This is a genomic window from Streptomyces sp. NBC_00286 (assembly GCF_036173125.1).
In the GTDB taxonomy this organism is placed as follows: Bacteria; Actinomycetota; Actinomycetes; order Streptomycetales; family Streptomycetaceae; genus Streptomyces.
This window is the reverse complement of the sequence record NZ_CP108054.1, coordinates 4,691,997-4,716,266: the sequence shown is the minus strand read 5'-3', so window position 1 is coordinate 4,716,266 and position 24,270 is coordinate 4,691,997. Positions and strand designations below refer to the sequence as shown.

Genomic DNA, 24,270 nt, shown 5'->3' with positions numbered 1-24,270 from the left:
TCCTCCCTCGGCGTTCAGTGATCCTGGTCCAGGATCCCCGACTGCGCTATGAGGAAGCCGAGTTGGGCACGGCTACCGCTGCCGAGCGATGACGCCAGCTTGGCTATGTGGGCTCGGCAGGTACGTACGTTCATGCCGAGGCGGCGGGCTATGGCCTCGTCGACGTAGCCCTCCACGAGGAGCTTCGCGATGGAGTGCTGGATGTCGGTGATGCCGTCGGGTGCGGTTTCGTAGGGAGCGTTGGCGCTCAGCGGCACCGCACGGCCCCACATGAACTCGAAGACCTTGACCAGGTAGTTGACGAGACCCGGATGCCGGAGCTCCAGGGCGACTTGGCGGTCGTCACGGATGGGGATGAAGGCAACGGTCTCATCGCAGATGATGAGGCGCTCGACCAGCTCGTCGATGGTGCGGTACTCCGCCTTACCACTGGCGAAACGATCCACGTAGGCGAGCCGCTCGGGACTGTACCTGGCCGTGTGCTGGTAAAGGGTCCGAATCCGCACCCCGCGTTCGATCAGGGTCTTGTCGCGCTCCAACCCTTCGATGACCCTGCGTTCGGGGTGGCGGGCGCTCGGCTGGACCGTGAGCATCTCGTTCTGGCACTGGGTCGTGGCCAGGTCGAGGGCCGCGTTGATGCGGTCGAGACCCTCGAGCACCGTGATCGAGTGGGTGGGGGCCGAGTCCTGTGCGCTGAGAGCCATGAACGGTTCGAAGACTTCGGCCAGCTCGATCGACGTGCGCCTGCGTTCGGAGATCTCGTGCTCGATCGGATTGAGCCGCTGGGCCAAAGCGATCGAGGGGGGCACGGGGCGCAGCCAGTTGGCGTCGTCGGGATCCGGGTGCAGGAGGGCGAACTCCATGAGGCAAGGAGCGGCCTCCACATCCGCGCGGGCGATACGTCCTGTGCGCAGAGCGTTCGCATACAGGTGTCCGCCCTCGGCGCACAGTTCAGTGATGGCGTGGGGATGTGTCACTTTGGCCTGATTTGTTGTCAAATCTCCACCCCCCAGGGTCCTGAACGTGCAGGAACATGATGCACTGTGTGTGTGGCCATGACGTGCCTGAATGAGCCATCGTCTTATCGGACGGGGGAACGAGGGGACCTTCAAGTGAGGACGAAGCCGACTATGCGTAAGAGAATGCTTCGCTCGGTGCTTGTCGCCGCCTTCTCCGCCGTTGTGGCCGTCGGAACGCTGAGCGGCCTCTCGCAGGCGAAGGGTGACGCGCCGGCTGACAGTATCTGGTCACTCAGTGCGGTGACAGCGGAGTCCGTCGGCGAGGGTGGTCATGACGGCACGGACGACAGCATTTGGTCTTGATATGACGACTCCTCCAGACGACCGCTCCTTCCGCCGGGAAATGGCCACGGCCTACCGCTCCGGCTGGCACTTCATCGACCTGGTCACCGCCATCCCCCACAGCGGCGACTCGCTGATGGTGACCGTCTTCGGAGAGCCGGTCGTCGTCACCCGGGACGAGGACGACGACGTGCGGGCGTACCGGTGTCTGCGGCGCCCGCGTGGAGCGCCGCAACCCGTGCGGTGTGCCATTCGGTACGGAATGATCTTTGTGAACCTCGACCAGCGCGACCACCGGCTGGTCGAGCCGGAAGCCCCGGACGTACGAACCATCTCAGCCACCCCCCGCAGTGCCTGACGCGATTCCCCCGTCGTAGTAGATCGCTCAGGTGCTTCCCCCCGCAGCGGCGTCACCGTGACCTGAACACGGTGACGCCGCTGTCGTTTGTGCGGAATCTCCGGGTATGCGGTGGTTCGGGCGCTGTCAAGCGCGGCTGGATTCCGTCGATTTTCGTCTGCACGTGCAGCGGCCTCCTTGACCGGCCTCCGTCGCCTCCTTGAGTGGAATAGACTCAACTTTATGTACGTTGCTGAAGTCAGCGTTGAGTGATGACAGAACCACGCCTGACGACGGCTGACGCAAGGAGGAGACAGCGGACGTGGACGCCGAGCTGACCAACAGGAGCCGGGACGCGATCAACGCGGCCAGCAATCGGGCCGTGTCCGAGGGGCACCCGGATCTCACCCCCGCGCACTTGCTGCTGGCGCTGCTCGAGGGGCAGGAGAACGAGAACATCACCGACCTGCTGGCCGCGGTGGAGGCGGACCAGGCGGCCGTACGGAACGGCGCCGAGCGCGTACTGAGCGCGCTGCCCAGCGTGACCGGCTCGACCGTCGCGCCTCCGCAGCCCAACCGTGAGCTGCTTGCCGTGATCGCCGATGCCACGGAGCGGGCCAAGGAGCTGGGCGACGAGTACCTCTCCACGGAGCACCTGCTCATCGGCATCGCCGCGAAGGGGGGCCAGACCGGGGACGTACTCTCCCAGCAGGGCGCCAGTGCGAAGAAGCTGCTGGAGGCCTTCCAGAAGACGAGGGGAGGGCGTCGCGTGACCACACCGGATCCCGAGGGCCAGTACAAGGCACTCGAGAAGTTCGGGACCGACTTCACGGCCGCCGCGCGTGAGGGCAAGCTCGACCCCGTCATCGGGCGGGACCAGGAGATCCGGCGCGTCGTACAGGTGCTGTCCCGACGTACGAAGAACAACCCCGTCCTCATCGGCGAGCCCGGCGTCGGCAAGACCGCCGTCGTCGAGGGACTCGCCCAGCGCATCGTCAAAGGTGACGTGCCCGAGTCCCTCAGGAACAAGCGGCTCGTGGCGCTCGACCTGGGCGCGATGGTGGCGGGCGCCAAGTACCGCGGTGAGTTCGAGGAGCGGCTGAAGACCGTGCTCGCGGAGATCAAGGACTCCGACGGGCAGATCATCACGTTCATCGACGAGCTGCACACCGTCGTGGGCGCGGGCGCCGGCGGTGACTCGGCGATGGACGCGGGCAACATGCTCAAGCCCATGCTCGCGCGCGGTGAGCTGCGCATGGTCGGCGCCACGACCCTCGACGAGTACCGCGAGCGCATCGAGAAGGACGCGGCGCTGGAGCGGCGCTTCCAGCAGGTGCTGGTCGCCGAGCCGACCGTCGAGGACTCGATCGCGATCCTGCGCGGGCTCAAGGGGCGGTACGAGGCCCATCACAAGGTGGTGATCGCGGACAGCGCGCTGGTCGCCGCGGCCACGCTCTCCGACCGGTACATCACCTCACGCTTCCTGCCCGACAAGGCCATCGACCTGGTCGACGAGGCCGCCTCCCGGCTTCGTATGGAGATCGACTCGTCCCCCGTCGAGATCGACGAACTCCAGCGCGCCGTCGACCGGTTGCGGATGGAGGAACTCGCCCTCAGCAAGGAGACCGACCCCGCCTCCCGCGAACGCCTGGAGAAGCTGCGCCGTGACCTCGCCGACAAGGAGGAGGAGCTGCGCGGCCTCACCGCCCGCTGGGAGAAGGAGAAGCAGTCCCTGAACCGGGTCGGTGAGCTGAAGGAGAAGCTCGACGAACTGCGCGGGCAGGCCGAACGCGCCCAGCGCGACGGCGACTTCGACACCGCGTCCAAGCTGCTGTACGGCGAGATCCCGGCCGTGGAACGGGACTTGGAGGCCGCCTCCGAGGAAGAGGAGGAGGCGTCCAAGTCGGGGTCCAAGTCCGACACGATGGTCAAGGAGGAGGTCGGCGCGGACGACATCGCGGATGTCGTCGCCGCGTGGACCGGCATCCCCGCCGGGCGGCTCCTGGAGGGCGAGACGCAGAAACTGCTGCGTATGGAGGAGGAGTTGGGGCGTCGGCTGATCGGCCAGACCGAGGCCGTACGGGCCGTCTCGGATGCCGTACGCCGCACGCGTGCGGGTATCTCGGACCCCGACCGCCCCACCGGATCCTTCCTCTTCCTCGGCCCGACGGGTGTCGGCAAGACCGAACTGGCCAAGGCGCTCGCGGACTTCCTCTTCGACGACGAGCGGGCGATGGTCCGGATCGACATGTCGGAGTACAGCGAGAAGCACAGCGTGGCGCGGCTGGTCGGCGCCCCGCCCGGCTATGTCGGCTACGAGGAGGGCGGCCAGCTGACGGAGGCGGTGCGCCGTCGCCCGTACAGCGTCGTGCTCCTCGACGAGGTCGAGAAGGCGCACGCGGAGGTCTTCGACATCCTGCTCCAGGTGCTGGACGACGGACGCCTCACGGACGGACAGGGCCGCACGGTCGACTTCCGCAACACGATCCTGATCCTCACCTCGAACCTGGGCAGCCAGTTCCTGGTCGACCCCATCACCAGCGAGGCGGAGAAGAAGGAGCAGGTCCTCGAGGTGGTCCGCGCCTCCTTCAAGCCGGAGTTCCTGAACCGCCTGGACGACCTGGTCGTCTTCTCGGCCCTGACGAAGCCCGAACTGGAACGCATCGCCAGGCTCCAGATCGACCGCCTCACCAAGCGCCTCGCCGAACGCCGCCTCACCCTGGAGGTCACCGACGAGGCCCTGACGTGGCTCGCGGACGAGGGCATGGACCCGGCCTACGGTGCCCGCCCCCTCCGCCGCCTCGTCCAGACCGCCATCGGCGACCGCCTGGCCAAGGAGATCCTCGCGGGGGAGATCAAGGACGGCGACACGGTACGGGTGGACTCGTTCGGGGATGGCCTGATCGTGGGGCCGGTGACGGGCAAGACGTTGTAATACGGCGTAATACGGCGCAATACGCTGTCTCCATGGGCACTCTGAACGTCCGCACGGACGAGGCCATGGAGACAGCGCTGAGCGCACTGGTGGAGGAGTACGGCTCCCGTAGGGAGGCCGTGCGGCATGCGCTTCTGCGCGCGTACAGGGCGAAACTGATCGTGCAGGCGAAGGCTGACGCCGAGCGCCTTGCCAACGACCCGGACGACCAGGCGGAGATGCTCGCCATTCAGCGGTACATGGGTGTCGCCGAGTGACCTTCCGGGGGGCGATCTACGAGATCAAGGCCGCGCCCGATGCGCGCGGCCACGAGCAGCAGGGGCGGCGTTGCGCGGTCGTCATCCAGTCCGACCGCTTCTCAACGAGCACGGTCACGGTCGCGCTCACGTCGGCGAGTGCCGGCCCTGCTGGGTACCGCCCGGAGATCGAACTCGACGGGAAGTCGACACGCGTCCTGACCGACCAGATCCACTCGGTCACGCCCGAGCGACTCGGCCACTTCAATGCCTCTCTCGATGCCGACGAGCTGATGGACGTCGACCAAGCCCTCATGCTCAAGCTCGGCCTGTTCTGAGCGCAGATCGCAGGAGCAGACCGCAGGACCAGGGCTCATTCGGCCACATTCGGGAGGCCTTTCCCTGGGGCGGTTGCCGGTCATGGGGCAAGAGAGAGAGGGTGGCGGTGTACGTCTGGTCTCAGCTATGGCCGGACGAGCCAGACGAGCACAGGAGTGTCCAAGTATGTCCATCGACCCGTCCTCGATTCCGAACTTCGGGGGCCAGCCCGAGCCAGAGCCGCAGAGCGGCGGACCAGCGGGCCCCGTCGTCCCGGATCAGGACCTCGTGAAGCAGCTCCTGGACCAGATGGAGCTGAAGTACGTCGTCGACGACGAGGGTGACCTCGCGGCGCCGTGGGAGCAGTTCCGTACGTACTTCATGTTCCGTGGCGAGGGAGACCAGCAGGTCTTCTCGGTGCGGACGTTCTACGACCGCCCGCACAAGATCGACGAGAAGCCCCAGCTCCTCGAGTCGATCGATGACTGGAACCGGCGCACGCTGTGGCCCAAGGTCTACAGCCACACGCACGACGACGGCACCGTCCGCCTCATCGGCGAGGCGCAGATGCTGATCGGTACCGGTGTCAGCCTGGAGCACTTCGTGTCCTCGACGGTCAGCTGGGTGCGGGCCGCCATCGAGTTCGACAAGTGGCTCGTCGAGCAGCTCGGCCTCGAGCAGGAGGTCAACGACGCCGAGAAGCCCGACGACGACGCGGAGTAGCGTCCGCAGGTTTCCAGGGGCCTCGCCCCGTACGCGTACGAGAGCCCGGTCAGGGGGCGCGACCAGAGTAGGTCGCGGACCCGGGCCGGGCTCTCGCCGTCGTGGCAGGGCTCTCACAGCAGCAACCACTCCGCTGGGGCTGGTCGCGCCCACGCGGCCGAGCCGCAAATTGATACAGCCCCGCGCCCCTTCGGGCGCTGGTCGCGCCCCGCCGGACTACTGCCGTAGCTTGAGCAGCCGCTCCGTAGCCGCCTTCAGCCATCGACTACACGCGTGCTCGACGGCCGCGTCATCGGCGAACTCACGCTCGCCCTGCGCGCCCCGTGACCTGAGTATCCCGGCTGCAGCGACTGAGTACGTTGCCCGGTATCCCCGGATCCGGGGCGGCTGGTGCACTGTCGGCATGACCACGGACAGCACACGCACACGCCCCCTCCGGAAAGCCACCGCCACGGTCACCGCCACCGGTTCGGCCCTCTCGGTGGTGCTGGTCCCGCTGGTGGTCGGGGCCTTGGTGGCGCGGACGGTCGGAGGCGACCCGATGGTGTCGGTCAACGCCCTGATCGCGGGCGGCGGGCAGCGGGCCAGGCTGTCCCGGAGCCAGTTGCGCGGCTACCGCGGTCGGGCGCTCGCGGCGGCGCGGGTTGCGCGGGGTCGGTCGGCCCGGTGGCCGAGCAGGAGGACCGGCGGGGAAACCTCCGTCGGGTCATGAGCACCGGCCCGTGTGGTCGGCACCCGGTGCGGGTACGCCTGCCGCCGGCTGTTATGCGGTCAGCGTCTTGAGCCGGGCGGCCGCCTCTTCCAGCACTGTCGTCCGCTTGCAGAAGGCGAACCGTACGAAGGGCGCGCCCTGCTCGCGGTGGTCGTAGAAGACGGCGTTGGGGATCGCCACCACCCCGCAGCGCTCCGGCAGCGCGCGGCAGAAGGCGAAGCCGTCGCTCTCGCCGAGGGGCCGGATGTCGGTGGTGATGAAGTACGTTCCGGCCGGTCGGAAGACCTTGAAGCCCGCCTGCTCCAGGCCGCCCGCGAGCAGGTCCCGCTTGGCGCGCATGTCCGCACGGAACTCCTCGAAGTACGTTCCGGGCAGGCGTAGAGCCTCGGCCACGGCGTACTGGAAGGGCCCGGAAGCGACGTACGTCAGGAACTGCTTGGCCGAGCGGACGGCCGAGACGAGTTCCCGGGACGCCGTCACCCAGCCGACCTTCCACCCGGTGAAGGAGAAGCTCTTTCCGGCCGACCCGATGGTGACCGTGCGGTCGCGCATTCCGGGAAGGGTCGCGAGGGGGATGTGTTCGGCCTCGTCGAAGACCAGGTGTTCGTAGACCTCGTCGGTGACGACGAGGAGGTCGCGTTCCACGGCGAGTGCCGCGATCGCGGTGAGTTCCTCGCGGGTGAGGACCGTGCCGGTGGGGTTGTGCGGGGTGTTGATCAGCAGGAGGCGGGTGCGGTCGGTGACCGCGTCGCGCAGCTCGTCCAGGTCCAGCCGGAACGAGCCCTCGTGCGGGCGCAGCGTCACGGGGACACGGGTGCCGCCCGCCATCGCGATACAGGCCGCGTACGAGTCGTAGTACGGCTCGAGCGCGATCACCTCGTCGCCGGGTTCCAGCAGGGCGAGCAGCGCGGCCGCGATCGCCTCCGTCGCGCCCGCCGTGACGAGGACGTCGGTGTCGGGGTCGTACGTGAGCCCGTACCGGCGCTCCTGATGTGCGGCGATCGCCGTGCGCAGCTCGGGGATGCCGGGGCCCGGCGGGTACTGGTTGCCGCGGCCGTCGCGCAGCGCCCGTACGGCCGCCTCGCGGATCTCCTCGGGGCCGTCGGTGTCGGGAAAGCCCTGGCCGAGGTTGATGGAGCCGGTGCTCAGGGCCAGGGCGGACATCTCGGCGAAGATCGTCGTCCCGAACTCGGCGAGACGGCGGTTCAGGAGCGGGCGCGCGGTGGAGGTCATGGCGGCCATCCTGCGCGCAACCTCTGGAGTTGCTCAACTCCGGCTTGAGCTCCGAGGGCCGGGGGCATCCCCCTCTCACGCAAGAAGGAACCCGGAACGAAGCAAGCGGGAACAGCAAGGAAGCAGACCGAAACACAAGTGAGAAGCAACGCCCACGGGGGGTCGCTTCGGGGGAACGACGAAAGGAGGGTGACGCCATGAACATCGGCATCATCCTGGCGGTGGTCGCAGCAGTGGTCGTCATCGGTGTGGTCATCGCGAAGAGCGACAGCAGGAGGTCGCGCTCACGTTCGTACAGAGGCTCCAGGCGGGGCGGCAGCTGGTGGACCTCGGGCGGCGGCGGTTACCACGGGGGTTCGTCGTGCAGCGGCGGCTCGGCCTGCGGAGGCGGGTCGTCCTGCGGGGGCGGCGGGGGAGGATGCGGCGGCGGAGGCAGCTGACACGGGGCAGCTGGTCCGCGGGGGAACCGCATCCGGGCCGTCCGGCACCATGAGGCGTCCGCCGAAGTGTGACACTCAGCGCCAAAGTGTCACACTTTCCGGCGGACGCCTTGCTGTGTGTCCATGTCCCGCAGGGCGCTTGGCAGTTGGGGCGCGCGCGGCGCACTCGGGAGCCGGGGGCGCACTCCCAGGTTGAACTGGTGAGCTGGGGAGCCCTCGGATGGATGGAAACCGCACGAACATGGGTAAAACTGCTTTGGCAGAAGCGCTTTTCATGATTCCCTGCTAATCCGACGCAGCCCCCGACACATCCTTCTGAGCAGGCAGACCGGGCGATTTCCCGGCGCCGGCGCGGGGTGCGACGGACCCACTCACCCTTTGCGTGCCAGCGGAGCCGACCCATGCTCACGAATCTCAACACCGCCTATACCGACACGCGCGCGGCCGACCTCGCCTGGGCCCTGGGACGCGAGCCGCTCCCCGCGCTCGCGACCCTCGACCTCGAACTGTCCGGCGCTAAGCTCCAGTTGAGACTCCTCGGCGCCTCCCACCAGGTCCTCCTGGAAGAACAGAACGGCACCTGTTCGGAGACCGTCGCCTGTATCCCCGGCAGCAGCACCCCCCTGCCGCTGGGCGTCGCCAAACGCGTGGGAGAGTGGGAGTACGAGTTCGCGGCCCGAGTAGAAACGTTGTCACGCGGCTCCTTCGCAGGCCGAGCCCAAGAACTCCTGGCCCTGGTCTCCGACCACCCCCACGGCCTGGCAGGAGTCTTCCCAGGCAACCCCCACGCCTTCACAGCCCTACTGGCCCAACACCACGAGGGCCAGGTCCACTGGAGGACTTGGCACGCGTATCCCCAGGACGGTCAACTGGTGGCGACGAGGACGAGAGTTGGGGTGAGGGTTCCGGTAGCGGCCCTGTAAGGGGCGCGGGGCTGTGTTGATTTGCGGCTCCGCCGCGTGGGCGCGAGCAACCACCAACTACCGGCAGCCGCAGACGAAACAGGCGGAAGCTCCACACGTGCGAGTGACCCAGCCCGCTGCAGGCGTGACGTACTGTGACCGGGGTGATCGAACCGCACGCTCCCGCCGGAGGCCGTCCGCGGCTGCCGGTCAAAGCAGCCACAGGCCGCGCCCTAGTACTCGCGGGCGTCTTCGTCTGCGCAGCCTGCGGACTCGTCTACGAACTGGAACTCGTAGCCCTCGCCTCGTACTTGATAGGCGACTCCGTCACCCAGGCCTCCGTCGTGCTCTCGGTCATGGTCTTCGCGATGGGCATCGGCTCACTCGTGGCCAAACGCCTGCGTCACCACGCCGCCGCCGGCTTCGGCGCGATCGAGGCGCTGCTCGCGCTGGTCGGCGGCTGCAGCGCGATGGCCCAGTACGCCGCCTTCGCCTGGACCGGCCACTGGGGCGGGGCCTGGGAGGGCGGCTCCCGTCATCTGCTCGTCGTCCTCTCACTGGTGATCGGACTGCTCATCGGCGCCGAAGTGCCCCTCCTGATGGAGCTGATCCAACGGATCAGACGACAGGACGCGGGCGGCGCGGTCGCGGACCTGTTCGCCGCGGACTACGTGGGCGCGCTGGTCGGCGGACTCGCCTTCCCCTTCCTGCTCCTGCCCCTGCTCGGCCAGTTGACCGGCGCGCTGATCACCGGAGCCGTCAACGCGATCGCGGGCGGTGCACTCGTACTCGGCCTGTTCCGGCAGGACTTGACCCGCCGCGGACGCCAACTGCTCGTCGTCGCCAACCTCGTCGTCCTCGGGCTGCTCGGCTCCGCCGCCATCCACGTCGACGACTTCGAACGGGCCGCGCGGCAGGCGGTGTACGGCCACGACGTACGGGTGGCGCTGCAGACGGACGTACAGGAGATCGTCCTCGCGGGCGGCTCCGACGGGCGTCCGCTCAGCCTGTTCCTCGACGGGCGGCTGCGGGTCAGCGGGCGCGACGAACGGCGCTATCACGAGTCGTTGGTGCACCCGGCGATGGAAAACGGCCCGCACGCGCGCGTGCTCATCCTCGGCGGCGGCGACGGGCTCGCCGTACGCGAAGTGCTCCGGCACACGGGCGTACGGCGGGTCGATGTGGCCGAACTCGACGCGGACGTCGTGCGGTTGGCGCGCACCGACCCGGCGCTGACCGCGCTGAACAAGGACGCGTTCGGGGATCCGCGGGTGCGCGTCCAGCACGCGGACGCATTCGTGTGGCTGAGGGAGACCGCGGACACGTACGACGTGGTGATCTCGGATCTGCCGGATCCCGGGATCACGGCCAGTACGAAGCTGTACTCGCAGGAGTTCTACGGGCTCGCGCGGCGGGTCCTCGCCGAGCGCGGGCGGCTCGTCGTGCACGCGGGTCCGGTGGAGTCCCGGCCGCGGGTGTTCTGGACGGTGGACGCGACGCTGCGGGCTGCGGGGCTGCGGACCGTGCCGTACCGGGTGGGCGGCCGCGACTCCGGCTTCGCGGCCGGGCCCGACCGTACGAGCGGTCCGGCGGGGGCGCCGCGCGACTGGGGCTTCGTCCTCGCGTCCCGTACGGCACCGGTGCTGTCCCTGCCCGGGGCGGCGCGGGCGGCGGAACGTACCCGGGTGCCGGGATTGCCCGCGTCGACGCTGGTGCATCCGCGGTACGCGGGCTGAACCGAATGCGCTGATACATGGGTGCGGAACGGGCCACGCTGGGTAGGCTCGGCCGACATGGAGCATGAGGTGTTCGTTCCGGTTCCCGTCGAACGTCTCCGGGAAGCGCTCGCCGATCCCGCGCGGGTGGCCCGGGCGGTGCCCGGGCTCCAGCAGGACGCGGGAACGGAGCCTGTCTCCGGACGCCTGAAGGTACGCGTCGGCAGCCACAGCATCACGTACCGCGGAACGCTGCGGATCACCGGCCAGGACGACGGTTCGTACGCCATCGAAGGCGACGCCACCGAAGCCCGCGGGACCGGCTCCGTGAAGCTCGCGCTCACGTTGTCGCTCCGCTCGGCTGAGGGGGGCTCGGTGCTGGCCTTTGGGGGGACGGCTTCGGGGGACGGGCGGGTTACCGAGCTGGCGTCGGATGCGGTGGCTTCGGCGGGGGCGCGGTTGCTGAGTCGGTTCGCGGAGAACTTGGCGGGGGGCTTCGGGGGGCCGGCGGGGGCGGCTGGTGTGGCGGCGGCTTCTGCCGAGCCGGACGCTGGTGAGGCCAAGGTGCCTGGTGAGGCAGTCGCTTCTATCGAGCCTGGGGCTGCCGGTGAGGCCGAAGGCTCTGCCGAGCCTATGGCTCCTGGTGAGGCGGAGGGCGCCAGCGCGGGGCAGGCTTCTGCTGCGGCGAAGGGCGCTGGTGACGCCGAGTCCGCTGGTGAGGCTGAGGCCGTTGCTGGTGACACCGACGGTGCTGCCGAGCCGGAGGCCGTTGCTGGTGACGCCGAGGGTGCTGCCGAGCCGGAGGCCGTTGCTGGTGACGCCGAGGGTGCTGCCGAGCCGGAGGCCGTTGCTGGTGACGCCGAGGGTGCTGCCGAGCCGGAGGCCGTTGCTGGTGACGCCGAGGGTGCTGCCGAGCCGGAGGCCGTTGCTGGTGACACCGAGGGTGCTGCCGAGCCGGAGGCCGCGTCCGACCCAGCCGCGCAGGACGCGGCCGCCGAGCCGAGTGCCGGTTCCGACTCGGCGATCGCGCCGCCCGAAGGGGCCCGGGACGGGGAGGCCTTGGCTGCCGAGGAACCCTCCGTCTACGAGACGGAGGTTCCGCCGCCCCCGCTCGTTCCGTTCGCCGAGGACGACTTCGAGGGTGGGTTCGAGGACGACGATGAGGACGGGGAGCCTCCTGCCGAGGCCGCGCATGCTCGGCGGACGATGATCGGGCGTAGCGCGGAGGAGGTCGATCACGCGCCGCCGCGTGGGCGGTATGCGCCGGTGCCGGCGCCCGAGGCCGTGTCCGGCAACGCGGCGCTGCGCTGGGCCGCGCCGGCCGCCGCGCTTGTGGTGGCCTCGGCCATCGTGTTGGGGCGCGTGCTGCGGCGGCGTCGCTAGCCGGGTCGCGGGGCGTGCGGGTTTCTTTCCCCAATCCCGCCCCTTCCCGAAACTGGGGTCTGCGCCCCAGGCCCCCCATAAAGGGGTGGGATGACAGGTCCATTCTCGGACGCGGGTCCGTTGTGGCTGATCGCGCGGTTCCCCGCGCCCCCGAAGGGGCGCCCCCTCGGCCGCGCTCCTAAATCGTCCGCCCAGTAGGGTCATGCCGTGCATAACGAAGACATCACGCTGACCGCGGGTGACGCGGAGGTGGCCGTGCGGCCGGGGAACGGCGGGCGGGTCGGTGGGCTGCGGGTTGGTGGGCTTGAACTGCTGCGGCAGGGTGGGAAGTTCGGGAGCTTTCCGATGGTGCCTTGGTGTGGGCGTCTGAGGGACGGGCGGTTCCTGAACGGGGCCACCGTGCACCAACTGCCGCTCAACTCCCCGCCGCACGCCATCCACGGGACCACCCGCGACGCGGCCTGGCGGACGGCTCGTACGAGCGCGACCGAAGCCGTCATCACGTACGACCTCGTCGAACCGTGGCCGTACGCGGGACGCGTCACTCAGGTCTTCTCGCTGGGCGCGGACGCGCTGACGCTGACCATGTCCGTGGAGACGTACGACGATTCCTTTCCGGCGCAGATCGGCTGGCACCCGTGGTTCAACCGGAACCTCGGCGGTGACGACGTACGCATCGACTTCTCGGCCGCCTGGCAGGAGGAGCGCGGCGACGACCATCTGCCCACGGGGCGGCGGCTCGACCCGAAGCCGGGGCCGTGGGACGACTGCTTCGGGATGCCCGGCGGTGTCGACGTCACCCTGACCTGGCCGGGGCAGCTGGAGCTGAAGGTGGCCAGCCGCGAGGAGTGGGTCGTCGTGTACGACGAGCAGGAGGCGGCCGTGTGTGTGGAGCCGCAGACCGGTCCGCCCAACGGGCTCAACACGCTGCCCCGCCTGGTCACCCCGATCGAGCCCCTGGAAGCCACGACCACGTGGTCCTGGCGGCGGCTCTGAGCCAGGGCATCTGGACCTCGTTGCGGGCGGCTCTAAGCTGGCGGGCATGACGGACGTACGCGGCACGCTGCTGCAGCAGATCAAGGACAAGGCCGTGGTGCACGGCAAGGTGACCCTCTCCTCGGGTCTTGAGGCCGACTACTACGTGGACCTGCGCCGCGTCACCCTCGACGGCGAGGCCGCCCCGCTCGTCGGTCAGGTGCTGCTCGACCTGACGGACGGGCTCGCGTACGACGCCGTGGGCGGGCTCACCATGGGCGCCGACCCGGTGGCCGCGTCGATGCTGCATGCGGCCGCCGCGCGCGGACGGCGGCTCGACGCGTTCGTCGTCCGCAAGGCCGCCAAGGCGCACGGCCTGCAACGCCGCGTCGAGGGGCCGGACATCAAGGGCCGGCGGGTGCTGGTCGTCGAGGACACGTCCACCACCGGCGGCTCCCCGCTGACCGCCGTCGAGGCGGTACGGGAGGCCGGGGCCGAGGTGGTCGCCGTCGCGACGATCGTCGACCGGGCCACGGGCGCCGCCGAGAAGATCCAGGAGGGCGCCGGGGTGCCGTATCTCTTCGCGTACTCGAAGGACGAGCTGGGCCTGGACTGAGCTGTGTCCACAGGGAGTTGTCCACAGGTGACCCGAGGCCCCGAACGGGAGTTGTCCACAGGCCCGGGCCGCGTGGCTGGATCATCCGGCCAATTCTGGAAAGATGGGGCCGACGATGACGTCGCCCCCTAGGTCAGGGCTGTAAGCAGAACTCCACCCGCACATACAAGGAGCGGACAATGCCCATCGCAACCCCCGAGGTCTACAACGAGATGCTCGACCGGGCGAAGGCAGGCAAGTTCGCCTACCCGGCCATCAACGTGACCTCGTCGCAGACCCTGCACGCTGCGCTGCGCGGCTTCGCGGAGGCCGAGAGCGACGGCATCATCCAGATGTCCACCGGTGGTGCGGAGTTCCTGGGCGGCCAGCACAGCAAGGACATGGTCACCGGTGCGGTCGCGCTGGCCGAGTTCGCGCACATCGTCGCCAAGAAGTACGACATCACGGTCGCCCTGCACACGGACCACTGCCCGAAGGACAAGCTCGACGGGTACGTACGCCCGCTGCTGGCCATCTCCGAGGAGCGCGTGGCGCGGGGCGAGAACCCGCTGTTCCAGTCCCACATGTGGGACGGCTCGGCGGAGACCCTCGCCGACAACCTCACGATCGGCCAGGAGCTCCTGGAGCGCGCCCGCGCCGCGAAGATCATCCTCGAGGTGGAGATCACCCCGACGGGCGGCGAGGAGGACGGCGTCTCGCACGAGATCAACGACTCCCTGTACACGACGGTCGACGACGCGATCCGTACGGCCGAGGCGCTGGGCCTGGGCGAGAAGGGCCGTTACCTGCTGGCGGCGTCGTTCGGCAATGTGCACGGCGTGTACAAGCCGGGCAACGTCGTGCTCCGTCCCGAGCTGCTCAAGGAGCTGAACGAGGGCGTCGGCGCCAAGTACGGCAAGGCCTCCCCGTTCGACTTCGTCTTCCACGGCGGCTCCGGTTCCACGGAGCAGGAGATCGCGACCGCGCTGGAGAACGGCGTGGTCAAGATGAACATCGACACGGACACGCAGTACGCCTTCACGCGTCCCGTCGCCGACCACATGTTCCGGAACTACGACGGCGTCCTGAAGGTCGACGGCGAGGTCGGCTCCAAGAAGCTGTACGACCCGCGGACGTGGGGCAAGGCCGCCGAGGCGTCGATGGCCGCGCGTGTGGTGGAGGCCTGCCAGAACCTCCGGTCGACCGGCACGAAGATCAAGTAAGGCGCCGGCTGGTCAAGTAGGACGCGCGTCGGAAGCGTAGGCGCTCTTTTCGGACGGTCCGGGATCCTGTGGGGTGCCGGGCCGTTCCGTATGCTCCGGGGTATGACTGCCCTTGAGCAGGACCAGGAGGGCCGGGAGAACACGGGCGTCAGGATCGGTACCCCCGCGGGGAGATGGATCCTGCTGACCACGGTGCTCGGTTCGAGCATGGCGATGCTGGACTCGACGGTGGTGAACGTCGCGCTGCCGCGCATCGGCCGTGACCTGGACGCCGATCTCGCCGCTCTTCAGTGGACCGTCAACGCGTACATGGTGACCCTCGCGGGTCTGATCCTCCTGGGCGGCGCCCTGGGTGACCGTTTCGGGCGGCGGAAGGTCTTCGTCGTCGGCGTGATCTGGTTCGCGGTGGCGTCGCTGCTGTGCGGCATCGCGCCGAACGCCCCTGTGCTCATCGCGGCCCGCGCCCTCCAGGGCATCGGCGGTGCGCTGCTCACCCCGGGCTCGCTTGCCCTGATCCAGGCGTCCTTCCATCCCGACGACCGGGGGAAGGCGGTCGGTCTGTGGTCGGGCTTCGGGGGCATCGGCGCCGCGATCGGCCCTTTCCTGGGCGGCTGGCTGGTGGACGGCCCAGGCTGGCGCTGGGTGTTCCTGCTCAACGTCCCGGTCGCGCTGCTGTGCGCACCGATCGCCGTGCGTCACGTACCGGAGTCGAAGGACGGGCGCGAGCACGGGCGCGGCTTCGACGTACTCGGTGCGGCCCTCGGCGCGCTGGCCCTCGCCCTGGTGACGTACGCCCTGATCGAGGCCCGGAGCGGCACGCTGGTCGTCGCCGGTACGGCGACCGTAGGGCTGGTGGCGGGCATCGCCTTCGTGTACGTCGAGCGGCGGCGGGCGGACCCGATGATGCCGCTGGACATCTTCGCGTCCCGCCAGTTCACGGCGGTCAACGTGGTGACCCTGTGCGTGTACGCGGCCTTCGGCGGCTTCTTCTTCCTCACCGCGCTCCAGCTCCAGGTCGTCTCCGGCTACTCGCCGCTCGGCGCCGGTACGGCGCTGCTGCCCATCACCGTCCTGATGCTGCTCCTGTCGGCCCGCGCCGGAGACCTGGGCCGACGCATCGGTCCGCGCATTCCGCTCACGGTGGGCCCGCTGCTGTGCGCAACGGGGATGCTGCTGATGCTGCGGGTGGGCACGGACGCGTCGTACGTCCTGGACGTGCTGCCCGCGCTGCTGGTGCTGGGCCTGGGCATGGTCACCCTGGTCGCCCCGCTGACGGCGACGGTACTGGCGTCGGTTGACGCCTCCCGCGCGGGCCTGGCCAGCGGCATCAACAACGCGGCGGCCCGCGCGGCGGGCCTGGTGGCGGTCGCAGCGCTGCCGCTGGCCGCGGGGATGGGGGCGGAGGCGTATCGCTCGCCGGCCGCGTTCGACGACGCGTTTACGCGGGCGATGCCGTTGTGCGCCGCGATTGTCGTGGTGGGCGGGGTGGTCGCCTTCACGACGGTGCGGCGGCCGGCGCCGGATTGCCGACGGCCCGAGTGCAAGACCCATGGGAACGTAACGGCTCCTCCCCTGGAGGGGGCAAGGGAAGCGCCCCTCCAGGGGCGCGGGGAACTGCGCGATCAGCCACAAACGCCCCGCACCCAAGGTACGACCTCTAAAGGGGGGCCCGGGGGCGCAGCCCCCCGCGACGCCCACACCGACGCCGGGTGACTAGGCAAGCACAGGGCACCCTCTACCGCTTAAGCGCCGCGTAAGCCTCCGCACTGCTGTCCTGCAGGAACTGCCAACACCGCTCCGCCTCATCCTTCTCACCGATCGAGTCGGCCGCGCGAGCGAGCGCCGCAAGGCACCGCAGGAAGCCGCGATTGGCGCGATGGTCCCAGGGAATGGGCCCATGCCCCTTCCACCCGGACCGCCGCAGTTGGTCGAGCCCCCGGTGATAGCCGGTACGTGCGTACGCGTACGACTCCACCACGCGCCCCGCCTCGAAGGCGTCATCGGCGAGCATGGCCCAGGCCAGCGAGAACGTAGGGTGCTTCGCCGCGACCTCGGCCGGTGCGAGGGACTCCTCGCCCAGCATGCGGTACGCGTCTTCGTTCTCCGGCAGGTGCGTCGGGTCAGGGCCGCCGAGCAGGTTCTTGTGAGTCGTCATGCATGCAGTCTGCCACTTTGCGGTCAGGCGTTCGGGCAGTCGACGGCCCGCCGGACGACGAGGGCCCGGAGGCGGCGATCGGGGACTTCTTCGGTGGCTCCGGCGGCTCCGGTGGTTTCGTGGGCCACGGGTGGGGCCGTTTCCGGGAAGCGAGATCCTCGGCCCAGCCCACCGTCACGATCGCCGCGGCGAGCAGCGGCCAGACCAGCAGGAACAGCAACCAGTCCGAACCCAGCGGCAGATACTGCTCCAGGAACGGCACCTGCCACATCCGGTCGGTCAGCGCCACGGCAAGGATCAGCGCGACCTCATGCCACAGGTAGATCGTGACGGCACGGGCGTTGAAGAGCCGGACAAATGCATCGAGCCACGGCCACCGAGGCAGCGAACGCGGCCGGAATCGCATGAGGAGCAGCACAAACCCCAGCGACCACAGCGCCTGCCCGAGCGGAATCGAGCCCAGGTCGTAGCCCGCGTCCGTGGGATGCGTGAACGCGAACCAGCCGCCGCCCGCCAGCAACAGCGCCGAGGCCGCGCAGACGGTACGGGCCCGCAGCGCGTCCAGCGAACCGTCCTGGTGGGCGAAGCCGAGCAGCCAGCACGCACCGAAGACCCCGAAGTCGGTGAGGGCCGAATCGACCAGGACCGGCAAATCCACCAGCTCGTACTGGCTGACCACGGCCAGCGCCAGAAACCCCCCGAGAAGCGGAAGCGGGGCACGCCGCCACGCCCACAGCAGCACGGGGGACAGGAGCACGAACCAGAGGTAGGCGCGTACGTACCAGAGTGTCCCGGTCAGCTGCGCGCCCCACTCGCTGCCCGGCGGATCGCCCAACGGCACCACCCACAGCAGCAGCCGCGGCAGTTGTACGGGATCCCAGCCGCGCGCCAGCATCCAGCAGACCGCGACGGCCGCGAACACCCAGAACGGGATGAGCAGCCGCCGCAACCTGCCGCGGATCACGGACAGCGCAGGCCTGCTCAGCGAGCGCGCCATCAACGAGCCGGCCAGCGCGAACATCACCCCGAGCGACGGGAAGAGGAGCGTCAGCCAGGCCCAGCCGAAGGTGTGGTACGTGACGACGCGGACCAGGGCGAGGGAGCGGAGGAGATCGAGGTAGCGGTCGCGTACGGCGGGCCGGGCCGGGGGCGCGGAGGGCGCCGCCCTCGCGGTCCTCTGCTCCGGGATGCTGCCGAGCGAAGTCGTCGAGCCGAGCGAAGCCGCCGAGTCGAGCGAAGTCATCGAGCCGATCGCAGTCGCCGACGCCGACTTCGGCCCGTCTCCCTTCGCCATGACGCGCGCCCCCACCTCCCCCGTCCTGCGCAGCTTCTGCCACCGCAGTCGGCCGCCGCTGATCGCGGTGAGGCAGGCCTGGATCAGCACCAGGTACATCAACTGCCGGTAGACCAGCTGCTGGAACGGCAGCGCCCACAGCTCCCGCAGCCGTTCGCCGTCGAGCCGGAAGGCGTACGCGGCGCAGGCGGCCTGGATGCCGAGCACCGCGCACCAGGCCAGGGCCGTACGCCCCGGGTCCATGAAGACGAAGCCGTAGATGGCGAAGAGGTCGATGAGCGGGGCGAGCAGCGGGGTCAGCACCATGAAGACGGTGACCAGCGGCAGCCCGACCCGGCCGAAACGCCCGGAGTGCCCGCTGTCGCGCAGTGCGCCGCGGTGCTTCCACATCGCCTGCATGGTGCCGTACGACCACCGGTAGCGCTGGCGCCACAGTTCGCCGAGCGAACCCGGGGCCTCGGTGTGGGCGAGGGCCTTCTCCTCGTACACCACCTGCCAGCCCGCCCGGTGCAGGGCCATGGTGATGTCGGTGTCCTCGGCGAGCGTGTCGTCGCTCATCCGCCCGGCCTGCTCGAGCGCGAGGCGGCGGAAGGCGCCGATGGCGCCGGGGATGGTGGGCATGCAGCGCAGCAGGTCGTACATGCGGCGGTCGAGGTTGAAGCCCATCACGTACTCGATGTGCTGCCAGCGGCCGATCATGGTGGTGCGGTTGCCGACCTTGGCGTTGCCCGCGACCGCGCCGACGGCGGGGTCGGCGAAGGGCTGCACCAACTGCCGTACGGTGTCCGCTTCGAAGACCGTGTCGCCGTCCATCATCACGATCAGGTCGTGACGGGCCTGTGCGATCCCGGTGTTGAGGGCGGCGGACTTGCCGCTGTTGCGCTGGGTGAGGACCGTGACGTTCGGCAGGTCGAGCGCGGCGGCGATCTCGGGCGTGCCGTCCGTCGAACCGTCATCGACCACGATGATCTCGATGGGATGGTCGCTCGCGGCGAGCGAGCGCAGGGTGTCGGCGATGCACTCGCTCTCGTTGTACGCGGGGATGATCACGCTCACCGGTTCGGTGACCGGATCGCCGTCTCCCCAGGTGAAGTCCGATGCCCGGCGGGTACGGGCGTGGCGGCGGGCGAGGACGAGCATCGCCAGGAACCGGCCCAGCACCAGGACACCGACGACGGCGAGCAGACCGGCGAGCACGGGCAGCGCCCACTCCGAGAGGACCACCGCGGCCACGAAGGCACGGCCCCGCCACAGCTCGGTGTCGGACACGGGCTGGTTCAGCGGGCCGGACCCGGCGGCGTCGGCGACGGTGGTGAACCGGTAGCCGCGCGCCTTGAGTTGAGGGATCAACCGATCCAGGGCCTCGACGGTCTGGGAGCGGTCGCCGCCGGAGTCGTGCAGCAGGACGATCGCCCCGTCGTCGCCCTCGGGCACGGCCGCGTCGACGATCTTCTGGACGCCCGGCCGCTTCCAGTCCTCGGTGTCCCGGTCGATGAACGCGACGAGATAGCCCTGCTCGCCGAGCCGCTCGACCACCGGCCAGGACGCGTTGTCGAGGGCATCGGGCTTCGAGGAGTACGGGGGCCGGAACAGCGAACTGTGGATCCCCGCCGCACCCGCCAGCGCGAGCTGCGCCTGCGCGTTCTCGCGGTCGATGCCCGCCGCGTCCTTGTACGCGAGGTCGGGGTGCCCGAAGGTGTGCAGCCCGATCTCGTGCCCGCCCTCGACCATGTCCTCGACGAGACCCGGATGCCGCGACGTCTGGGTGCCGGTGACGAAGAAAGAGCCCGGGACCCGGTGCTTGCGCAGCACGTCGAGGACCTTCGGCGTCCAGGTCGGGTCCGGGCCGTCGTCGAAGGTCAGCACGATGGTGCGGTCGGGCGTGGGGTGCGCGCGGGGCTGTTCGCCGGTGGCGTCGACGATGGGCCCGCCGTTGAGGACGTTCCGCGGTACGTCACCGTCCGCGACCAGCGGGTGGGTGCGGTGGTCGGCGGCGTAGTCCCCTCGTACGTAACCGCCGAGCATGAGCACGCAGACCAGCGCCAGCAGGACGAGGGAGGGGACGACGATGTGCGGACGGGGCCGCCGCCGGGACGTCGGGGAGGCCGGAGAGGACGGCGAGGCCGGGGACGTCCCGGAGGTCCGGGAGGTCCGGGAGGTCCCCGGTGGTGTCGAACGCGGTGGTGTCGACGTCGACCGGCGCCCGGCGGGGGGACGCGTCACCCAAGGACCCCGCCCAGGAGACCGCCCACTGTGTCGGTGACCGGGTCCACTACGTCGTCGACCACGTCACCGAGGCCACCGCCGCTGCCGGAACCGCCTCCGCCGGTGCTGCCGCCGCCTGTGCCGCCGGAGTCGGAGGGGGAGGACGGTTCGGGGGTCGGGTCGGTGGGGGCGGGGTCGTTCGGAGTGGGGTCCGTGGGGCCTGCCGGGTCTTCGCCCGGGTCGTTCTCGTCCGGGGCGTCCGGGTTCTCGTTGTCGGCGGGCGGCCCGGCGGCGGGTGGTGTCGTGGGCGTCGTCGGGCGGTCGGGGGGAGCGGGCCGGTCCGGGGCGGGGTCGCTGCCGCCGGCCGGCTCGTCCGCGGCTCCCTCGGAGGGCGGAGTCGGGCTCGGCCGGCCGGTCGAGGGGTCCACCGCCTCGGACCGTGCTGAATCGTTACGTCCATCCCTGCTGGACTCCGACGCGTCCCGGTCCCGCCCGTCGGCGGCACCGATGGACGCCTCGCGGTCCGGGTCGCGTAGCGGCATCAGCGTCTCGGGTGCGAAGGGTGCCGCCCCGGCGAGGCTCAGCCCGAGCGTCAGGCAGTAGGCGACGCAGATGCCGCCCATCCCCCACCCGACACGGCGTACCCAGCGGGGCCGACGCCCACTGGAGTCGACGAACACCGGGTCGCTCTCGGATGCGGAGGTGGATACGGACCGGGCCGTGCCACCGTCCGCGGCTGTGGTCTCGGCCGCGGTCCCGGCTATGCCGCTGCAGTCGGTCTCGGTCGTGCTCTCGGTCGTGCTCTCGGTCGTGCTCTCGTTCCCGGCGCCTTCACATGCGCCTGAGGCAGAGTTCGTCACGGTTCCCCCCATGTCGAACGTTCAACTCCAAATGCCCAACCTAGAAGCCGAAATGAACGTCCGCAGGTGAGCTGGGAGTCGACACACACTCCTCACAAGCTGTGTGTTCGCTGTACCGGCGATGTTCCCGGAGGAGCAGGTGCCCGGTCCGGTGTGACCAGGTCGCCCTTGCGATCCGGCGAAGCGACTGCGCAAGATGCGGAGTGGGGACCGGGGCCCCCGTGTCGAAAACGGCAGGGGCGGACCGCTACCCGGAGTACACAACAGGAGACAGCGATGTCCCACGAGGCTGCAGAGCCCGAGACCCCGCATCTCGACTTCCACGGCACGACCCCGTACGAGGACTACGTACAGGCGGATGTGCTCACCCACCTCCAGCACACCCTCTCCGACGATCCCGGAGAGATGGTCTTCCTGGTCACGACCCAGGTGATGGAGCTGTGGTTCACGGTCATCGTCCACGAGTGGGAGACCGCGACGAAGGCGCTGCGCGAGGACGACGTACCGGTCGCGGTGGCGGCGCTGAAGCGGTCCGTACGGGAGCTGGAGGCGCTGAACGCCTCATGGAAGCCCCTCGGCCAGCTGACCCCGGCCCAGTTCAACTCGTACCGCAACGCCCTCGGCGAAGGCTCCGGCTTCCAGTCCGCGATGTACCGGCGGATGGAGTTCCTGCTCGGCGAGAAGTCCTCGTCCATGCTCGTACCGCACCGGGGCGCGCCGCGCGTGCACGCCGAGCTGGAGAAGGCGCTGCATGAACCGAGCCTGTACGACGAGGTGTTGAGGCTCCTGGCCCGGCGCGGGTACGCGATTCCCGCCGCCGTACTCGAACGCGACGTCTCGCTCAGGTACGAGCCGTCGCCCGAGGTCGAGCAGGTGTGGGCGGCCCTGTACGCGGGCGACGACACCTCCGAACTGGCCCGCCTCGGCGAGGCGTTGACCGACGTCGCCGAGCTGGTGTGGCGGTGGCGCAACGACCACCTGGTCGCGACCCGGCGCGCGATGGGCGCGAAGCCCGGGACCGGCGGTTCGGCAGGCGTGGCCTGGCTGGAGAAACGGGCGCGGAAGAACGTGTTCCCCGAGCTGTGGACGGCGCGGTCCTATGTCTGAACTGACCGCGAGGTCCGTGGAGTTGGACGCGGCCGACGAACTGGCCAAGCTGCGCTCGCAGTTCGTACTGGATGAGGTCGTGTACCTGGACGGGAACTCGCTCGGCGCGCTGCCGACGGCCGTGCCCGGCCGCGTCGAGGACGTCGTACGGCGCCAGTGGGGCGAACTGCGCATCCGCTCCTGGGACGAAGGCGGCTGGTGGACGGCGCCCGAACGGATCGGCGACCGCATCGCTCCGCTGGTGGGCGCGGCGGCCGGGCAGATCGTGGTGGGCGACTCGACAAGTGTCAACGTCTTCAAGGCGGTTGTCGGGGCGGTACGGCTGGCCGGGGATGGCCGCGACGAGATCGTGGTGGATGCGACAACCTTCCCCACGGATGGCTACATCGCCGAGTCGGCGGCCCGTATGACCGGCTGTACGGTGCGTGCGGTGGCCCCCGGCGACGTACGGCCGGCACTCGGCCCGCGTACCGCGGCGGTGCTGCTGAACCACGTCGACTACCGCACGGGCCGCCTCCACGACCTGCCTTCTTTGACGGCGGCCGTGCATGAGGCGGGGGCTGTCGCGGTCTGGGACCTGTGCCACAGCGCGGGCGCCCTGCCGGTGGGCCTCGACGAGCACGGCGTGGACCTGGCGGTCGGCTGCACGTACAAGTACCTGAACGGCGGCCCCGGTTCCCCCGCCTTCCTGTACGTACGCCGAGACCTCCAGGACCGCTTCGACTCCCCGCTACCCGGCTGGAACTCCCACGTGGACCCCTTCGGCATGCGGCCTTCGTACGAGCCCGCGCGGGGCGCACCACGCGGCCGCGTCGGCACCCCGGACATCCTCTCCATGCTGGCCCTGGAGGCGGCGCTGGAGGTATGGGAAGGCGTCTCGATCGAAACGGTCCGCACCAAGTCCCTCGCCCTCACGGACTTCTTCCTGGAGTGCGTAGCGGCCTACGTCCCCGAGGGCCGCGTGGAGTCGGTGACGCCGACGGCCCACGCGGACCGGGGCAGCCAGGTCGCGCTGCGCTGCGATGACGCACGCGAGGTGATGCGCCGCCTGATCGCGCGGGGCGTGGTCGGCGACTTCCGCGAACCGGACATCCTGCGCTTCGGCTTCACGCCGTTGTATGTGGGGTTCGGGGATGTGGAGAGGGCGGTGAGGGTGTTGGCGGGCGTGGTCGGCTGAGCCGTACTGCCCGCGCCTGCAGGGACGGCGGGACCGCACCTTGTGTGTGACTCCGCCGTCGGCCTGTGGCTGCGCGCACAGCCGTGTCCGAAGTTGATGGTGCGGTGCGTCAGGCGTTGCTGATGCCGGCACGCTGCGCGGGCCGGTTACGGAACCAGCGGTACGCGGCGCCGAGCACGGACGCCTGGGTGACAGCTCCGACAGCGACGCCGATGATGGGCAGCGCGCCGGGAAGGGCCAAGAACAGGAACGAGGTCGGAGCGGTGACGACGAACAGCCAGACTCCCGCAAGACTGGCATCCGCGTGCTCGACGAACAGCGCGTCCACCCCGACCCAGACACCGACGGCGGCCACAACGGCCAGATAACCGAGGGCGGCAGGGTTCGCCAGGTTGCGGCGAAGGGGCTGGGCCAGGGAACGCAAAGAGGAAGCCATTTCCGAAC

The 24,270-nt window shown here is 69.8% G+C and carries 21 protein-coding genes and 2 pseudogenes; 16 read left to right on the top strand and 7 right to left on the bottom strand.

The window, feature by feature from the left end; translation table 11 throughout:
* Nucleotides 1-14: 14 nt before the first annotated feature.
* Nucleotides 15-998 (bottom strand): helix-turn-helix transcriptional regulator, encoded by a 984-nt coding sequence (locus tag OHT21_RS21460; RefSeq protein ID WP_328769980.1) that lies wholly within the window; start codon nt 996-998, stop codon nt 15-17.
* Nucleotides 999-1,323: 325 nt separating this feature from the next.
* Here OHT21_RS21460 and OHT21_RS21455 point away from each other — a divergent pair, with 325 nt between their 5' ends.
* From OHT21_RS21455 to OHT21_RS21430, 6 genes are all read left to right on the top strand, one after another.
* The gene (locus OHT21_RS21455; RefSeq protein ID WP_119101612.1) at nt 1,324-1,659 is read left to right on the top strand and encodes a hypothetical protein; all 336 of its coding nucleotides are present in this window, start codon (nt 1,324-1,326) and stop codon (nt 1,657-1,659) included.
* A 301-nt stretch (nt 1,660-1,960) separates the two neighbouring features.
* A complete protein-coding gene (gene clpB / locus OHT21_RS21450; protein WP_328769979.1) occupies nt 1,961-4,573 on the top strand; it encodes an ATP-dependent chaperone ClpB in 2,613 nt (870 codons plus the stop codon).
* 32 nt (nt 4,574-4,605) lie between these two features.
* A complete protein-coding gene (locus OHT21_RS21445) occupies nt 4,606-4,830 on the top strand; it encodes a hypothetical protein (protein WP_328769978.1) in 225 nt (74 codons plus the stop codon).
* A complete protein-coding gene (locus OHT21_RS21440; protein WP_328769977.1) occupies nt 4,827-5,147 on the top strand; it encodes a type II toxin-antitoxin system PemK/MazF family toxin in 321 nt (106 codons plus the stop codon). The genes OHT21_RS21445 and OHT21_RS21440 overlap by 4 nt, the downstream gene beginning before the upstream one ends.
* Before the next feature lie 166 nt (nt 5,148-5,313).
* A complete protein-coding gene (locus tag OHT21_RS21435; RefSeq protein ID WP_165341484.1) occupies nt 5,314-5,850 on the top strand; it encodes a YbjN domain-containing protein in 537 nt (178 codons plus the stop codon).
* Nucleotides 5,851-6,253: 403 nt separating this feature from the next.
* Complete coding sequence (locus OHT21_RS21430; protein ID WP_328769976.1) at nt 6,254-6,562, top strand: hypothetical protein; 309 nt, start codon at nt 6,254-6,256, stop codon at nt 6,560-6,562.
* A 51-nt stretch (nt 6,563-6,613) separates the two neighbouring features.
* Here the strand turns inward: OHT21_RS21430 and OHT21_RS21425 are convergent, their stop codons facing one another.
* Nucleotides 6,614-7,804, bottom strand: coding sequence for a pyridoxal phosphate-dependent aminotransferase (locus OHT21_RS21425; RefSeq protein ID WP_328769975.1), 1,191 nt, complete (start codon nt 7,802-7,804; stop codon nt 6,614-6,616).
* A 188-nt stretch (nt 7,805-7,992) separates the two neighbouring features.
* Between OHT21_RS21425 and OHT21_RS21420 the strand changes: the two genes are divergently transcribed.
* The 8 genes from OHT21_RS21420 (at nt 7,993) to OHT21_RS21385 (ending at nt 16,741) form a co-directional block, all read left to right on the top strand.
* Entirely contained in the window at nt 7,993-8,235 is a 243-nt protein-coding gene (locus OHT21_RS21420; protein WP_328769974.1) for a hypothetical protein, read from the top strand.
* 401 nt (nt 8,236-8,636) lie between these two features.
* The gene (locus tag OHT21_RS21415; protein WP_328769973.1) at nt 8,637-9,158 is read left to right on the top strand and encodes a DUF2617 family protein; all 522 of its coding nucleotides are present in this window, start codon (nt 8,637-8,639) and stop codon (nt 9,156-9,158) included.
* A gap of 143 nt (nt 9,159-9,301) precedes the next feature.
* A complete protein-coding gene (locus tag OHT21_RS21410) occupies nt 9,302-10,873 on the top strand; it encodes a polyamine aminopropyltransferase (RefSeq protein WP_328769972.1) in 1,572 nt (523 codons plus the stop codon).
* Nucleotides 10,874-10,930: 57 nt separating this feature from the next.
* Nucleotides 10,931-12,235 carry an SRPBCC domain-containing protein gene (locus OHT21_RS21405; RefSeq protein ID WP_328769971.1) on the top strand — a complete coding sequence of 435 codons (1,305 nt, stop codon included), beginning with the start codon at nt 10,931-10,933 and terminating at the stop codon, nt 12,233-12,235.
* A 207-nt stretch (nt 12,236-12,442) separates the two neighbouring features.
* Nucleotides 12,443-13,231, top strand: a complete 789-nt coding sequence (locus tag OHT21_RS21400) for an aldose epimerase family protein (protein WP_328769970.1) — start codon at nt 12,443-12,445, stop codon at nt 13,229-13,231.
* Between the two features lie 46 nt (nt 13,232-13,277).
* A complete protein-coding gene (gene pyrE / locus OHT21_RS21395; RefSeq protein WP_328769969.1) occupies nt 13,278-13,826 on the top strand; it encodes an orotate phosphoribosyltransferase in 549 nt (182 codons plus the stop codon).
* Nucleotides 13,827-14,005: 179 nt separating this feature from the next.
* Nucleotides 14,006-15,028, top strand: a complete 1,023-nt coding sequence (fbaA, locus tag OHT21_RS21390) for a class II fructose-bisphosphate aldolase (RefSeq protein WP_328769968.1) — start codon at nt 14,006-14,008, stop codon at nt 15,026-15,028.
* A gap of 102 nt (nt 15,029-15,130) precedes the next feature.
* Nucleotides 15,131-16,741 carry an MFS transporter gene (locus tag OHT21_RS21385; RefSeq protein WP_328769967.1) on the top strand — a complete coding sequence of 537 codons (1,611 nt, stop codon included), beginning with the start codon at nt 15,131-15,133 and terminating at the stop codon, nt 16,739-16,741.
* Between the two features lie 22 nt (nt 16,742-16,763).
* Here OHT21_RS21385 and OHT21_RS21380 read toward each other — a convergent pair whose 3' ends face one another.
* From OHT21_RS21380 to OHT21_RS21365, 4 genes and pseudogenes are all read right to left on the bottom strand, one after another.
* The gene (locus OHT21_RS21380; protein ID WP_328769966.1) at nt 16,764-17,183 is read right to left on the bottom strand and encodes a DUF3151 domain-containing protein; all 420 of its coding nucleotides are present in this window, start codon (nt 17,181-17,183) and stop codon (nt 16,764-16,766) included.
* Nucleotides 17,149-18,246, bottom strand: a pseudogene (locus tag OHT21_RS21375) (acyltransferase family protein); the annotation flags it as partial. The pseudogene OHT21_RS21375 and the gene OHT21_RS21380, both read right to left, overlap by 35 nt.
* A 237-nt stretch (nt 18,247-18,483) precedes the next feature.
* A pseudogene (locus tag OHT21_RS21370) lies at nt 18,484-20,502 on the bottom strand (glycosyltransferase); the annotation flags it as partial.
* A gap of 194 nt (nt 20,503-20,696) precedes the next feature.
* Nucleotides 20,697-21,542 (bottom strand): hypothetical protein, encoded by an 846-nt coding sequence (locus tag OHT21_RS21365; RefSeq protein WP_328769965.1) that lies wholly within the window; start codon nt 21,540-21,542, stop codon nt 20,697-20,699.
* Nucleotides 21,543-21,818: 276 nt separating this feature from the next.
* Here OHT21_RS21365 and OHT21_RS21360 point away from each other — a divergent pair, with 276 nt between their 5' ends.
* Together OHT21_RS21360 and kynU are read left to right on the top strand one after the other, a co-directional pair.
* The gene (locus OHT21_RS21360) at nt 21,819-22,649 is read left to right on the top strand and encodes a tryptophan 2,3-dioxygenase family protein (RefSeq protein ID WP_328769964.1); all 831 of its coding nucleotides are present in this window, start codon (nt 21,819-21,821) and stop codon (nt 22,647-22,649) included.
* A complete protein-coding gene (gene kynU / locus OHT21_RS21355) occupies nt 22,642-23,826 on the top strand; it encodes a kynureninase (RefSeq protein WP_328769963.1) in 1,185 nt (394 codons plus the stop codon). Before OHT21_RS21360 ends, kynU begins: the two co-directional genes overlap by 8 nt.
* 109 nt (nt 23,827-23,935) lie before the next feature.
* Here the strand turns inward: kynU and OHT21_RS21350 are convergent, their stop codons facing one another.
* Nucleotides 23,936-24,262 carry an SCO4225 family membrane protein gene (locus OHT21_RS21350; protein ID WP_328769962.1) on the bottom strand — a complete coding sequence of 109 codons (327 nt, stop codon included), beginning with the start codon at nt 24,260-24,262 and terminating at the stop codon, nt 23,936-23,938.
* Between the last annotated feature and the right edge of the window lie 8 nt (nt 24,263-24,270).